This is a genomic window from Mucilaginibacter sp. OAE612, from assembly GCF_041806395.1.
In the GTDB taxonomy this organism is placed as follows: Bacteria; Bacteroidota; Bacteroidia; order Sphingobacteriales; family Sphingobacteriaceae; genus Mucilaginibacter; species Mucilaginibacter rubeus.
The window spans coordinates 5827034-5841058 of sequence record NZ_JBGMUW010000001.1 but is presented as its reverse complement, the minus strand read 5'-3'; the positions used below and the strand labels follow the sequence as shown (position 1 = coordinate 5841058).

The following is a 14025-nucleotide window of genomic DNA, read 5'->3' as shown; positions in this document are numbered from 1 at the left end:
CTTTTACATATTGTGGTTTCTAACCTAATCGCCCCCTGTACTATGTAATACCGTTGAAGGGATAAATTACTCAATATTATTTCTATATTAGATAAAGCAAGGCTTTTTATTATTTTGTTTAATTTTGAACGAACGCTATATAATAACTTATGAACACGACTGACACATCAAAAAATATACATCAAGGCCGCAACGTTAAACGCTTTCGTGAAATGATGGGACTGAAACAAGAAGCACTGGCAATTGCGCTTGGTGACGAATGGAGTCAGAAAAGGGTGTCTTTATTGGAACAGAAAGAAGTTATAGAAGATGATATATTAAGGCAGGTGGCTGAAATCCTAAAAGTGCCTGTAGAAGCGATCAAAAGTTTCACAGAGGAAGCAGTTTTTAACATAATCGGTAATACCTACCACGATACTTCGAGTTCAGTTCAATATCAATGTACCTTTAACCCTATTGATAAATTAATTGAGTTATTCGAGGAAAACAAAAAGCTATACCAAGAGCTACTTAAAAGCGAGCGTGAAAAAATCGAAATCTTTAAAAATAAAAGTTAGTAATAATTTTCAACTTTGCTAATAACCTAAACACTTCAAGCCTTTTATCGGTTGATCTGTTACTTCATGCGTAACTAATTTTGAACGCCATGAAAGTAACAATCAGAAAACACGCTCTTACAAAGGGGCGTCACCGCCTGTTTTTGGACTACTATCCACCAATCGTAAACCCAAAAACAAATACGCAGACCGCCTACGAAAACCTTAAACTCTTCGTATATGACCATCCGGCTACTTCCGGCGAAAGAAATCATAACAGGACTACGATGGAACTGGCAACAACGATCTGCGCGAGCCGCCAGCTCGAATTACAGGCTCAGAAACATGGAATGTCTCCAAGTTTCAGGAAACACGAAAGTTTTATTGCCTATTTCAGAAAACTTGCCGATCAGCAACGTGGTTTGAACTGGCATAACTGGGATAGCAGTGTTAGGTATTTTCAACTATTCGCCGATAGGGCAGATTTAAGCTTTGCTGAACTTGACCTATCCCTCTGCGAACAGTTCAAACGTTTTTTACTAAGTGAACCCAAGTTGCGCGAATCAAGGTGTGGCATCGGGCATAACAGCGCACTAAGTTATTTCAATAAATTCCGTACAGCATTAAAACAAGCCTGGCGTGAAAAACTCATCAACGATGATCTGCATGCCTTGTCGCCCGGACTAAGAGAAATTGAAGCAGAAGTGGAGTATTTAACGATGGATGAAATACGGAAATTGCTTGAAACGCCCGTGAATGATGATCTGTATAAAAGAGTGGTATTACTTGCAATTTTAACAGGTCTTCGGTTTTGCGATATCAAATATCTTACCTGGAAACAGGTTCGCGGTGAACGGGATAACTACTACCTACAATTCCGTCAGCGCAAAACATACAAACCTCAGCACGTTTACATTTCTAACCAGGCATTTGATTTAATGGGAGAACGTGGCGGTCCTGAAAAAACTGTCTTTCCAAAAGTCAACTATAACTACACCCGGAATATGCTCAAAGCCTGGCCAAGGGAAGCGGGCATAAACAAACACCTGACGTTTAGTTGCCTTCGGCATACCTATGCAACCTTACAACTCGATCATGGCACAGATATCTATACTATATCAAAACTATTAGGGCACAGGCACCTTAAAACCACGCAGCGATATACTCGTGTAATGGACAAGGCAAAGAAAGAAGCAGCGAGCCGGATTGTCCTCGACTTTTGATCTGCGCACACCCAGTCATATCACCGCTTAAACACCTGGAGCTGTTAGCAGGGAAACTGTCAAGGGCCGGCGATAGTCGGTTTACTTGCCCTTGACAGTTTTCATGCGTAGCTATCTTTGTAACTGCGGTGCGATGACTAATCAATATTCAGCGGGTGGGACAGGCAGGTGTGTATGAGGAACGAATACACTCCTGCACGCGCGGCGGTAAGGCTGGCGGCGTAATGGAACCCGGAGCGCGTGGTGTAATGTAGCCACCTGCCGCAGTCGCATGGGCCTCGTGGTCTTTACTTAATAATAAGAATAACTAACCATTGTCTTTCTCTCGCAACTATAATTCACTCGCAATCCACTGTATTTTTGTTCGTCAATTGTACTTTAACGGTCGCCTATAAGATCTTTTTCCAATTGATTGCAAACCATAGCTGAGGAGGAAGATGTTTTATCCAGCCAACGTTTAAAAATGTCGCTTTAGTTGCATGAATATCATTTTACAAATTAAGCAATTTAACCAGTTTGGTATAACTTGATATAGATCAAGCTAATGCAAGGCTTCATTTATCAATTTTGGCTCGAAAATGATTATTACAAACGAGGTAATTTTGTCTTATCTATATTGCCGGCACAAGGCGTATCTAGAATTAAGCGGGAATGTCGGTAGATTGTCTGCTATATTGAGTTCATCAAACGGGAACTTGCCTATTTATCCAGCAAGTTTTTTGATTTCAATACCCTCATGATTTCTGTAAGATCCGCCTCCAGGTTGTTCACGCGTTTATACATATCAGTCGGGTGCCGGAACTTATTATTGATATGGCCCACTGCAAACCAGATCTCAACCACTTCATCAGGGTAGATCTCCTGGTTAGGGTACAGGTTGCGGTTGTCCAGAGCATCGGATTTGGCGACGATAAAGCCATATTTCTGGATCCTGTTCAGCAGTCTCTTGATCAGTATTCCCCGGTCCCTGGTTACGATGATGTGCACATGATCTTCTACGATATCCTCGAACTTTTCCACGAAACGCCCTACTACGATTTCTTTGTTTTCGAGTGTTGGGAACATACTGTCGCCGTCTACCTCGAATGCCCGGTGCGTCCCATTGTTCAGGTAAGGCAAGCTAAAAGATGCAAGTTTCTCCATATACTCCCGGTCTGCGTATCCCTTGGGATACCCAGCGGAGGCCCTGACGGGCACATACAAAATGGTCTCGTTGCCGTCGTTATCTACGCTGATAACCTGGATCGGAGAAATTGGCGGGTGGCTGGCCTGAAGCTGCATGAAGCTACCGGTACGCCTGACCGTACTGGTCGCAATTCCTGTTTTTTCTTTGTCATCAAGGGGGGCGTTTCCATCCTTTTCATCAAGCAGCATCGCCCCGTCGCCCGTGATAAGCCAGGTTAGACTAATGTCTAAGTATGTCCTGCAGATCTTTTCCAGTATGGAGCTTCCGATGCCGCCGTCCCGTTGCTGAGACTTCTTTATATAGCCATTTCCCAACAATAATTGCCTCTCAGCCTTTGAGGGAGAAATCTTTTTGTGGGCTAAAAAAATTAAAAGCCTGTCTATGGGCCTGTTAGGCATAATCTGATAATATTATTAGACTTTTGTCGAATTTTATTTGCAAATAATAGACAATAGTCTAATATTTGTATGTGCAAAGGAACATTATTATGAGCAAAAATAAAAATATTAAATCCACTTATATCAAGAAAAACGGTACCGACTCGTTCCTACACACACGTACAGCGGGTGATACCGACCGGGGGGGCAAAGGATGCGTTGCCGCCGGTGTAAATCATGCGCTGACCTTTACTCGCCATCAACCTGTTTAACACACTTGAATATGACACTAAAACTAACCATCCGGCAGGCGGAAGCGTTGCACAACCTTTTCCGGGAGATCGTGAACCAGGATCCTGCCCCTGATATTACAGAAAGCCTAGTAAAAGACCTGCTGAAGTCGGTCTTCAGAAAACTGGAGGCGAAACTGGCAGCGAGGCTTAAAGGGGATGGCTATAGTATATCGCTGACTGATATGGAGGCCAAAGCATACTATCTTTATTTTAGCCAGCGTTACCTCGGGGAGGGGTGGAGATACGAACAGGCATTCATCAATGACCAGCTGAACCTTTTAAATAAGCTTTACGCATGAGCAAGGTACACCGGACAGGCAACGCCACGCAAAGACAGCGGTTACAGCGGCTGCCGGTTGAGGACTGCAAACCTTTTAAATATGCGCTGCGTCAGCAGGGATAACACCATATAACAATCCTACTGTAACTTTTAAAAGGATCAGCTTTTGAATGACCCGGGCCGGACATTATCGCTGATAATTTCGTTTTACTTTTATTTTATATCTAAACCAACTATGGCACTCGGTAAGCAATTGATTTCCAATATACTCTCGGAACCATTAAAAAAAGAAGGCGTTAAGCACGTAAAAGGCATTTTTAAAGCGCGCCGCGATCATGATATTGTATGCCGCCTGTATTTTCATTACAAGATCAAAGGCCTGCAATATGAGCGCGCGGTTGAAAAACTGAATACTGAATTTTACTTGGGTGAAACAACAATTTCCCAGATCATTATGCAGGAGCGTGATGTGCTCGAAAAGCTTAAATCGGAGGAAGCGGACAGCAAATACCTTCAGAAGCTCCTACCTCACTTCAACTGGTCATAAACGTTATACCTGGCGGAGATCCTCATGACAAGGCCGCAATTGCCGCGGGCCGAATTCAAATTGAAACGGACAGAAACAAGAACCTGACACATGGATATACAACAATACCACGAGGCTTTGGAGTTTATAAATTATTCCGTCGTGGAAGCGCTGGGCTTCAAACCGGCCGGCGCCTCCTCTTTTCTTATAGGAATTTCGGAAATATACCGGCTCGGAAATATAAGCATAGCGTTTACCGCCGGTGATGAGATCTTTGTAACCGTAAGCGATGAGGTGAGAGATATCAGACGGACCACCGAACTGTTAGCCCTCTTAAACAAAAAAGCCGCTGGGTAAAGCGGCTTTTTTGTTTTAGGACAATTGCAATGACAGTACCATATCGGGACGCTGACCCGTGTGTCCGACCTGCATGGCGGTGTCGTCGACGAAGCCAAAGCCGAAACGCAGCGCTCGGACCCGGATATCAGTCCGCTTTCTGCGTTTGTTCTTGGCACGGACCCTGCTCATGGGATTAAAATACTGCTGGTCGCACCAGCCGTGCAGGGCCTGATTGATCTTGTGTTCAAGATTGAAATAATCAGCTGCAGTAGATCCGCTGTCCTGCCCCGGCCCCGGTGCCGCCATGGCCAGTAATAATTCAAGTATGGCGTCCCCCTGCTGGATGGATTTCTTGTTGTCCGTATAGTTAATATCGATCCGTCCAAGCAATACGCAGGGAAATAGAACCGGACTCGCATTTTCTTCGCCCCATTCCAGCTGCCCGATATCCATACCGATAAATTGTAAATCAGGGATCGTGGCAAGCCGCTCCTGTACGCTCGAAAATACATTGGCCAGGATGGCATCTGTTTGTGATGTGCTCATTTATTTATTTTTTTGTTAATATACTGTTAGCCAGTAACCCATAACGCTGGAAAAAAATCCTTAGCAGTATTTTATCGGTAATGCCGGGCTCTTGGTATTCAAAGATGTCTGTTTTACCGCTTTCCCGCCAATCGCATATTCTGATGATTAATGCGCTGTGCATCATTGGCTGAAACGATAGCTATCATCCTGAAAAAAGGCAGACAATGGGGATGCTGTCTGTAGGTGCTGTCTGCATCTGTATACTGTGTAATATCTGCAGCAACCGAAAAAGCGTCCTGCGCAGTTCTGCAAAAAACAAAGCGGCGAAATAGTTACAAAGTGCATTCATTCCGACGCGCCCGGCGGCAGGCCCGCGTTTTCACCGTCAGTTTCGGCCGGTCTTATTAACAGTTTTAATACGCTATAAAATAAGCAGCGGAGCCCTGCTGTTCCCAGGCACTTTGATTATCGGTTATTCCGACAAATGCAGCTTACGGACAAATGCTATACCTGCATAATCCCGGTAGGGGTGCTGGAATCCGGGTTGTCTCATTATTAACCGGATGCCGGAGGGGCGCCTCCCGGATATTGAAATCTGTGGGTTTTGATTGCTAAAAATATTAGTAATTGCTTCATTTTGAGCATGGTGCTTTTTCTATTGAAATGAATAAAAAAACGAATGATTAACGCAACTTTTATCATTGCCAAAAACGCTGTCAATCAATCAGAAACACGGTTTTTTATCTCCGAAATAGCGCCGTACGTTTGTCATGAAGCCGCTTGGAAAAGTAGCGGAAAAAAGAAAAATGACAACCTGTAGCGACGGCTTGGGAATCCCGGAAACAGGGAAAAGCACCAGCTGCTTTATCAAAGGGCCGCCCGCCGCAGGGGCAGGAAATGCCTACCGGTCGTAAGTGTACCCGCGCCTTAATAGTCCCCCCGATACGGTCAGGGGCGGCGCGGTTAAAAAAAAGAAAAATGAAGATCTATATAATAAAAATATGTACCATGATAAGTTCTCTGCTAACGAGGATGCTCGTAACTTTTGACTACGAGGACCTGCGGACCCTTTTTCAAAGCATTGCTCCCTCCTGTAAGTACAGCCTGACAAGACCGCTGCTCGTGGTGAGCCTGACGTTCCCCGGTTTTTCGGGGCTGGCCTCACTCGTTCCGGATATCCCGCTAGCGCTCGGTATCCAGACAGCTGCCCTGATCATGATGCTGATGGCCTTTGTGGTAGAGTTGTTGAGCGGTATAGCAGCATCCAGAATAAAAAAGGAACGTTTCAGCAGTTTTCGCCTCTCCCGGTTTTCATTCAAGGTTTTTATATACCTGGTGCTCATCGCGGTCCCGTACCACTGGTCGCAGAATTACGCGGCTAAGGGGGAGGCGGTCATGGCGGAATGCTTTGACTGGCTGCAGAACTTCCTGATCATCCATATCGCGCAGGAAAACATGGTTTCCATACTGGAAAACCTGGCAGTAATTGAAGGCAAGGAAAAGTCAGCCTGGATCGAATCAATCAAAACTAAAATAACATCATTATGGCGATAAATAAACACACGCTCAGTGAACGCGGATTAAATATAATAAAGTCGTTCGAGGGGCTGAAATTAACCGCGTATCAGGACGAGGCGGGTAAATGGACGATAGGTTATGGGTGTACTTACTATGCAAACGGCAAGGGGATACAACCGGCGGACCGGCTGCCCAACAAGGAATGCGCTGCGGATCTGCTTTCAGCGGTTTTAAAAGACTTTGAGCGGACGGTTAACAGGGTGGTGAGTGCGCCCGTCAACCAGAATCAGTACGACGCGCTGGTCAGCTTTCATTACAATACCGGCAGCCTGCCCTCAAGTACCCTGCTCAAAAAGCTGAACAAGGAAGATTATACTGGTGCGGCGGCGCAGTTCCTCGTCTGGAACAAGGTAACCGATCCCGGAACGGGAAAGAAAAAAGTCAGCGAAGCGCTGGTTAAAAGACGTGAAAAAGAAACGAAACTGTTTAACACCCCTGCCTGAATAAATGAACAATATTTTAAGAGTTATAGGCGGTCTTTTTGCAGGCCTTTTGCAAAAACTGACCGGGCTCACGGCGCTCAGGGTACGCCTGCCCGAAGGCATAGCGATCAGTAACCAGCAAATCGATTACTGTATCACCGTGGTGAATAATATCAAGAACGCCCTGAACGGTGACCTGACAGCCGGACCGGGCCTCGCTGCTCGCCGGCCCCGCCGATGAGCGTATGAGGAAGATGATTGAAGAAGCATTGCCAGGCATATTATCTGGGCTCACTTTTTCGGCCGGTAACCAGCCAGCCGGTCCTGGTGATCTGCTCAGCGGACCGCTTGATAAAATAAAATCCGCCGCTGATGCGGATAAGGACCATCTATACCATGCGCTGGCCGCCAGGCTGATGACGGTCGTTGGCGAAGGCCGTTTAAGCTGGAGCGAGGCGGTGAGTATACTTGAAATCTATTTTAAGCAAATATTCAATAAACAATAAACCATATAAAATGAAAATCGAAAAGAACCAAGCGTTCATCAAGGCTCTCAGTGATGCCGGGGTCACGCAAGCTTCGCTCGAAGTACTGTTTGCGACCCACCCTGAACAGGAAAGCGTCTTTGTGACCTCAGGCGGACTGGCCTTTTTCTCTGAAAGCCCCGCCGATAGTCATTCGCAAGAGCTTGCCTGCGCGGATTTTATTGAAGTTACCCGCGGAGAGACACTATTCGGGGAAGCTTTAGGAAAAGACCAGGCGAAAGCAGCTGCCGGCACAACGAAGAACACTTTAGCGGAGGCTTTTGCCACCGTAGACGATGAGAGAATACCATTTCAAAACAGCCTGATAGAAAAGGCAACCCAATCAATTAAAGGAGATAAAAACTAATGATTCCTGCAGTAAATGTGCAACTGGCCAAGGGCCAGTTAGGCGGTTCTACCGCAACCAACGACAATATAACAGGCGTTTTGCTTACCGGTTCCGGAACTGGAACACTACCGCTGCTTACCCCGGTTAAGCTTGTAAGCTTAGCAGACGCCGAATCCAGGGGCATAACCGAAGAGGCCGAACCGGAGGCCTACCAGTTCGTCCGTGAATTCTACAGTATTGACGGTACACAGGGATGCCCGGTATACCTGATGCTCGCTGCCGCGGCGACAAGCTTAACGACGCTTTGCGATGTTACCGTAGCAACCGGTCTGAAAAAACTGATCGATTTCGGCGGCGGAGACATCCGTGTAGCCGCCGTTGCACGCACCCCGGTTACCGGATATACGCCCACTGTATCCAAGTTTATCGACAGCGACGTGATCGCCGCGGTTCCGAACGCGAAAGCTTTCGCCCTGGCAATGTTTGCCGCACACAAACCGTTGCGTATCCTGCTTGCAGCCCGCGTTAACGATGTGACAAGCAGCACGATTGACAATCCAAATGAACTAACTGCCAATAACGTAGGCCTGGTGATCGGCGGAACCGCAGCCAACGGCGTTACGTCTCTGGGCCTTGTGCTTGGCAGAATCGCCGCTACCGCACCGCATGTCAATATCGGCAGGGTAAAAGACGGAGACCTGCCGATTAGTAACTATTTCATCGGAACGCAAAGTATATTGCCTGACCTGGACAATCCCGACCAGGCTTATTTCAGGCAGCTTGACCAGCTGATCGATGCAGGATATATCACGGTCAAAAAGTATGATCAGAAGGGCGGTTTGTTTATCAGCAACGACCCGATGGCCAGTCCTGAAACAGATGACTACAACAGCCTTACTTTTGGCCGTGTGATCGACAAGGCGGCGATCGTTGCCTACCAGACTTATGTTAATGAGATCAATGATGACATCGATCTTGATGACAACGGCCGGATTGAACCGGTTGTGCTGAAGGCACTCGAGGCTTCTATGGTAAATGCACTTAACCTGAATATGGCGGAGAGCATGAGCAGCGACCCGGTTGTTTATATCGATGACACCCAGCAGATCACGCAAACCTCTACCCTGCAGGTTGAAATAGGCATCCGCCGTAAAGGATACAGCAAATTAATCAATATCAAACTGGGTTTCAATAACCCGCAAAACAACAATTAAAGATGGCAAATTATGTAAACAGTCAGGAACTGGAATGGAAACACGCGGACCTCAGTTTTCTTGGTGTAACGATCCGTGGCCTCCGTGGCTTTAAATACAAAAAATCTACCGAAAGCGAGCACCTGTACGCGGCAGGCGACCAGCCGGTCGGTATCCAGAGCGGCAATAAAAAGATCGAGGGCAGCATCAAATTGTTGAAATCAGAGCTTGATCGCCTGAATAAAGCGGCCAGAACCGCGGGTTATGCTGATTTCAGCGAAGTGCCCTACCAGGCGATCGTTGCGACCTTCCATTATAAAGAAGCCTTCGGCCGCGATAAGCAGACAGACATCATTTCCGGCATCAAATTTACGGAATGGGAGAAAGGCATGGAACAGGGCGCCAAGATGATGGAGATCGACTGCCCGTTCATTGCGCTGAGCTTAAAGTCTGAATAACAGTATTTTTAATAAAATAAATTATAAAAATTGGATCGTGAAAACAAGAGATATAATGCCCCGCAATGCCGGGAATGTTACGCCGGAATTGCTTGCTGCCTGGAAAAAAGATTATCCCGGCGGCGTTTTTGAACTCGTAGTTCATAGCGGCGAATTTGAAACCATTCACAGTGAAGACAGCAAAGCACCCCTCAGGGTGCCTGTTGTTCGCTATAAAGGTTATATGCGCAAGCCGACCAGGGACGAGATGCGCGAACTGACCTCTAAGCAGACCGACCCGGTTACCTACACGGAGATCGTGTTGGATACCCTGTGGCTGGGCGGCGACGAGGAGATCAAAACCGAAGATGAGGTTTTTTACAGCATTATGCCAACCGTTCAGAGCGTACTGGACATCAAGTCATCGGAGCTAAAAAAATTATAGAGGCCGCCCGTGGCGATGTTAGTAGCAACTATCTCGGATTCATTGATACCACGATAGCCTACTACACCACCTATGATCCCTCAACATTATCCGATGAGCGTTGGGCGGAAGTTTATAAACAAATTGAACAATTACGAAAAGAAGAAGCTAAACAATATGGCTAACATTGTCGAATTTACTGTCCAGATACGTGATATTGCTTCCGGCCCGATGCGATCATTGACCAACAACGCGAACTCGGTATTCAATAACATCAGTTCCAGAATCAGCCGCGTCAGTGCTCAGGTACGGCGACTGGATTCGCAGATCCAGGGTTTGACCCGGAGCCGCCAAATCTCGATCGACACCGGTGAGATCAGGAAGGCAAGCCGGCAGCTCGCCGCGCTGGAAGCCCAGTGTATCAATCTCTCCAAAACCGAAGATAAAGCGGAAGGCGGCAAAAAAGATAAAAAGGAGAGCAAGGTAAAGGACTGGCTCGATAAAGGCATCGGCAAGATGTTCGGACTGGGGACAGACCTCATTGAAAAGGGAATGTCCAGAGATAGAGAAGGCGATGCTATAGAAATCATGGGCGGTAAAAAGGGAGGTAAGCTAAAGAACGACCTCAATACATTCGCGGACCGCAACGGGATGGGTGATGATGTATTTAAAGACGGCAGGAAGCTGCTGGCTTCCGGAATAGTACCTGAGAATATTATACCGGGGCTAAAAATGCTCGGCGATGTGGCCCTGGGCGATTCCGGGCGAATGAAAGCGCTTACCGATGTGTTCGCCGAAACGGCGAGTACCGGTAAACTGGCTGCCGGCGACCTCCCTAAATTTATCGACGCCGGTTTTAATCCGCTGCTTGAGATGAGCCGGAAAACGGGCCGGACTACCGCCGAACTCAGGGAAGATGTAGATAAAGGCAAGATCAGCTTCCAGGCACTTGCAGAAACGCTGCAATACGCTACGGGCCCGATGGGTACATTTCATAATGGAATGCAGCGTATGGGAGAAAGCCCGGCAGGTAAAATAGCGGCGCTCCAGGAAACAATTCAGTCGTTGGGTGTTTCCATTGGAATGGCGTTGCTGCCCGCCCTTGGCTTTGCTGCTGATCTGCTCAGCCGCTTTGCAGGCAACAAGCCGCTTATGTATGAGATCGCAGCCGGGATCGGAGCGATGGCAATTGCCTGGGGCTTATATTCTGCCTGGACACAGCGCGCGGTAATATGGCAGGCCATACTCGACGGATTGATGCTTTGGCCTATCGTGCTCGTGGGAGTACTGGTAGGCGGGCTCGTATGGCTAATCAGCAATCTGGAAGGTGTAGGGAAAACATTTACATCTATCTGGCAGATCATCAAAAGCGGTTTTGGTTTAGCCAAGGTGCTTTTTAGAGAATCATTCCAGGAATGGGTTTATACATTCGATTTTCTCTATCTTAAAGCCAAAAGTATCTTCCAGTATATCGGCCAGCTGATCAGCAACACCGCCCGGGCTATTGACCTGGCTCTAAAGCGAGACTTTTCGGGCGCAAAAAGTGTACTCACCGCTCACATCAGTACAGATGCAGACAAAGAGATCAGTGCGCTGAACAGGAAACGTGCAGCCCAGTTGGCCGAAAACAGCAGGGAGTTCGCCGGGCATTTGCAATCTGTAAAGGCCGGTTGGAACGGGATAGGTATTAAATGGAATAAACGTAAAAACGAAAACGGCAGTTCCCCGTCCGAAAAGTGGATACCCACAGGAGTAACAACGCACGCTGCGTTAGGATCGGCAGGAACTGTTCCTGCAACGGTCGGCGAGACTGCCAAGGGAATCGGCGGCGGCGGGCAACGGAACCAGGTCATCAATATCGCCAAGCTTGGTGTGGATCAGATCAGCCTGCATGCTGCCAGCGTTACGGAAGGCGCAGCCGAGATCCGGGCCATATTCATCGAAATGTTTAACCAGGTAATTAACAGCGGTAATGCCGCAGTAAACCCCAACTAATGTTAACAATAAACCAATCAGATACTGTCTTTGACATCGCAGCCATTTTCAGGCAGTTGTACGGCTATAAGCCTGCCCAGATCCCGGAGTTGCCGTCTGCAGCGGCAGAGCGTTCCTATAATTTCAGCCCGCGTGCGCCAATGCTGACGAACCCTTATGGTAATTCCTATTACAGCGGCGAAGATACAATAGGGCGCGAGGTATTCTGCCCGCTGACCATTATGGTCGGCCAGATTGAATATTTTTTCCCCTATACCGTCATCGGTTTTGAACGAGAAAAAATGATCAAGGAAACAGAAATGTCGGAGGCTGGAGGAACGGCCAAGCAGATCATCAGCATGAAGGACTGGAGCATCTCGGTCAAAGGTTTCGTGATCGGATATCAGGAACAATTACCCGGTGACGAGCTGCAGGCGCTCAAATATGTGTTTCAGAGCAAAGAGGAGGTTCGGTTGAAATCAGCTTATTCAGACCTTTTTCTTTCCGCAGATGATCGCGTGCTGATCTACAAGCTGTCCATTCCTGAAAAACCAAGGGTGATAGGCGTCCGTGACTTCGCAATGGAAATGAAAAGCGACAGCATTTTAAAATTAACGATCGATTCAAATTCAAAGTAATGGCTTTTGTACTGAACAGCATTATCAACATAGGCAATTACAGCTTTGCCGGTGGCGTCAACGACCTGGTGATCAAAAAGAACATTCATACGATCGTCGATAGCGCAGTTCTCAAAATACCCGGTGCCGTCCGGATCGTCAGGGAGATCCCTGCCATCAGGGACGCACTTGGTTTTGCGGGGTTGGGAGAACCGGGCAGTGCCGCTAACCGTCGGGCTGAAAGTATCGATATAGCCAAACTATTCAGGGAGGGTGACCCGGTCAGCATCGACCTTGGATACAACGGTGTGCTGCAGAACGAGTTCCGGGGCTTTGTCAGACGGGTCAATATTACCACGCCGGTCAGCATTGAAATGGAAGGCTATGCATGGCAGCTCCGCAACAGGAACATATTGGCCAGCTGGAAGAAAACCACGCTACGCGAGGTTCTGGGGCAGGTTATAGCGGGGACAGATATCGTTTTAAGCCCGGACATACCGGACATGCCGCTGATCAATTACCGGATACCGAACAGGAACGGGCTCCAGGTGCTGGAGTCCCTGAAGGATCAAATGTTCCTGACGGTTTATTTTGATGATAACGTTCTGTATGCCGGCACGGAGGAAACCAGGACAACAGCGACCGGGGGTATTACTGAAAGCATGACCAACCTGGAACAGGTGACTTATAAGATAGGCTATAATTGTGCCTCCGATCAGCCAGACCTGAAGATCAGATCAGCTAAGGAAACCAAGGTACTGGTCAGGATAAAACAACATAGCCGGACCGGCGCTGTCACCACTTATGAGGCTGGAGATCCGGGAGGTGCAGTAGAGGAACGCAATATCCCGTTTACCGGCCACCCGGACAGCCTGGCCTCCCTCGCGAAAAACGGACTTAAGCAACTGAAATATGATGGTTATGAAGGTTCGCTTTCGGGCTTGCTCGAACCCTTTTGCAAACCCGGCTGGAAGGCAGTCATTTTTGATGCCCGGTATGACGGTGGCCGGGCTGGTACCTACTTTATAGAGGGCACCGAGGTTGGTTTCGGGGTTAACGGGGGAGAGCGGAAGGTCCAACTAACCTACCGTTTGTCGGAAAGTTCAACTAACACGGAGGTCAAATGAATGAATTAAATAAACTAAGAAGGTCGTTTGTAAGGCTCGCCCATGCAGGCGGCCCGGTGAGTTTTCATGATGCTGTTGTCGTTGCAGTGGAT

The 14025-nt window shown here is 47.6% G+C and carries 18 protein-coding genes; 16 read left to right on the top strand and 2 right to left on the bottom strand.

The window, feature by feature from the left end; translation table 11 throughout:
- The first annotated feature begins 149 nt into the window (after positions 1-149).
- Entirely contained in the window at positions 150-557 is a 408-nt protein-coding gene (locus ABID99_RS24290; protein WP_188833567.1) for a helix-turn-helix transcriptional regulator, read from the top strand.
- An 89-nt stretch (positions 558-646) separates the two neighbouring features.
- On the top strand, positions 647-1759 hold the full coding sequence (locus ABID99_RS24285) for a tyrosine-type recombinase/integrase (RefSeq protein WP_373615374.1): 1113 nt from the start codon (positions 647-649) through the stop codon (positions 1757-1759).
- 699 nt (positions 1760-2458) lie between these two features.
- On the opposite strand, the gene ABID99_RS24280 is transcribed toward ABID99_RS24285, so the two are convergent.
- The gene (locus ABID99_RS24280) at positions 2459-3040 is read right to left on the bottom strand and encodes a helix-turn-helix transcriptional regulator (protein ID WP_373615373.1); all 582 of its coding nucleotides are present in this window, start codon (positions 3038-3040) and stop codon (positions 2459-2461) included.
- A 565-nt stretch (positions 3041-3605) separates the two neighbouring features.
- On the opposite strand from ABID99_RS24280, the gene ABID99_RS24275 reads away from it, so the two are divergent.
- The 3 genes from ABID99_RS24275 (at position 3606) to ABID99_RS24265 (ending at position 4778) form a co-directional block, all read left to right on the top strand.
- A complete protein-coding gene (locus ABID99_RS24275) occupies positions 3606-3914 on the top strand; it encodes a hypothetical protein (protein ID WP_373615372.1) in 309 nt (102 codons plus the stop codon).
- Positions 3915-4130: 216 nt separating this feature from the next.
- Positions 4131-4442: a hypothetical protein gene (locus ABID99_RS24270; RefSeq protein WP_188833561.1), complete on the top strand. Its 312-nt coding sequence runs from the start codon at positions 4131-4133 to the stop codon at positions 4440-4442.
- A 90-nt stretch (positions 4443-4532) separates the two neighbouring features.
- The gene (locus ABID99_RS24265) at positions 4533-4778 is read left to right on the top strand and encodes a hypothetical protein (RefSeq protein WP_188833560.1); all 246 of its coding nucleotides are present in this window, start codon (positions 4533-4535) and stop codon (positions 4776-4778) included.
- A 15-nt stretch (positions 4779-4793) separates the two neighbouring features.
- Here ABID99_RS24265 and ABID99_RS24260 read toward each other — a convergent pair whose 3' ends face one another.
- Positions 4794-5306 carry a hypothetical protein gene (locus tag ABID99_RS24260; protein ID WP_373615371.1) on the bottom strand — a complete coding sequence of 171 codons (513 nt, stop codon included), beginning with the start codon at positions 5304-5306 and terminating at the stop codon, positions 4794-4796.
- 1107 nt (positions 5307-6413) lie between these two features.
- Between ABID99_RS24260 and ABID99_RS24255 the strand changes: the two genes are divergently transcribed.
- The 11 genes from ABID99_RS24255 to ABID99_RS24205 all read left to right on the top strand — a co-directional run bounded on the left by ABID99_RS24255 (position 6414) and on the right by ABID99_RS24205 (position 13933).
- Complete coding sequence (locus tag ABID99_RS24255; protein ID WP_373615370.1) at positions 6414-6842, top strand: phage holin family protein; 429 nt, start codon at positions 6414-6416, stop codon at positions 6840-6842.
- Positions 6833-7309: a lysozyme gene (locus tag ABID99_RS24250; RefSeq protein WP_373615369.1), complete on the top strand. Its 477-nt coding sequence runs from the start codon at positions 6833-6835 to the stop codon at positions 7307-7309. The genes ABID99_RS24255 and ABID99_RS24250 overlap by 10 nt, the downstream gene beginning before the upstream one ends.
- Before the next feature lie 4 nt (positions 7310-7313).
- Positions 7314-7529 carry a hypothetical protein gene (locus tag ABID99_RS24245; RefSeq protein ID WP_373615368.1) on the top strand — a complete coding sequence of 72 codons (216 nt, stop codon included), beginning with the start codon at positions 7314-7316 and terminating at the stop codon, positions 7527-7529.
- Between the two features lie 4 nt (positions 7530-7533).
- Entirely contained in the window at positions 7534-7794 is a 261-nt protein-coding gene (locus tag ABID99_RS24240) for a hypothetical protein (protein ID WP_373615367.1), read from the top strand.
- A 10-nt stretch (positions 7795-7804) separates the two neighbouring features.
- Positions 7805-8179: a hypothetical protein gene (locus ABID99_RS24235; protein ID WP_373615366.1), complete on the top strand. Its 375-nt coding sequence runs from the start codon at positions 7805-7807 to the stop codon at positions 8177-8179.
- Entirely contained in the window at positions 8179-9375 is a 1197-nt protein-coding gene (locus ABID99_RS24230) for a DUF2586 family protein (protein ID WP_188833554.1), read from the top strand. Before ABID99_RS24235 ends, ABID99_RS24230 begins: the two co-directional genes overlap by 1 nt.
- 2 nt (positions 9376-9377) lie before the next feature.
- Positions 9378-9812, top strand: a complete 435-nt coding sequence (locus ABID99_RS24225) for a hypothetical protein (RefSeq protein ID WP_188833553.1) — start codon at positions 9378-9380, stop codon at positions 9810-9812.
- A gap of 37 nt (positions 9813-9849) precedes the next feature.
- Entirely contained in the window at positions 9850-10236 is a 387-nt protein-coding gene (locus tag ABID99_RS24220; RefSeq protein ID WP_373615365.1) for a hypothetical protein, read from the top strand.
- Between the two features lie 72 nt (positions 10237-10308).
- Positions 10309-12210, top strand: a complete 1902-nt coding sequence (locus ABID99_RS24215; protein ID WP_373615364.1) for a hypothetical protein — start codon at positions 10309-10311, stop codon at positions 12208-12210.
- Positions 12210-12827 carry a DUF6046 domain-containing protein gene (locus ABID99_RS24210; protein WP_188833550.1) on the top strand — a complete coding sequence of 206 codons (618 nt, stop codon included), beginning with the start codon at positions 12210-12212 and terminating at the stop codon, positions 12825-12827. The genes ABID99_RS24215 and ABID99_RS24210 overlap by 1 nt, the downstream gene beginning before the upstream one ends.
- On the top strand, positions 12827-13933 hold the full coding sequence (locus ABID99_RS24205; protein ID WP_373615363.1) for a hypothetical protein: 1107 nt from the start codon (positions 12827-12829) through the stop codon (positions 13931-13933). Before ABID99_RS24210 ends, ABID99_RS24205 begins: the two co-directional genes overlap by 1 nt.
- Positions 13934-14025 lie beyond the last annotated feature (92 nt).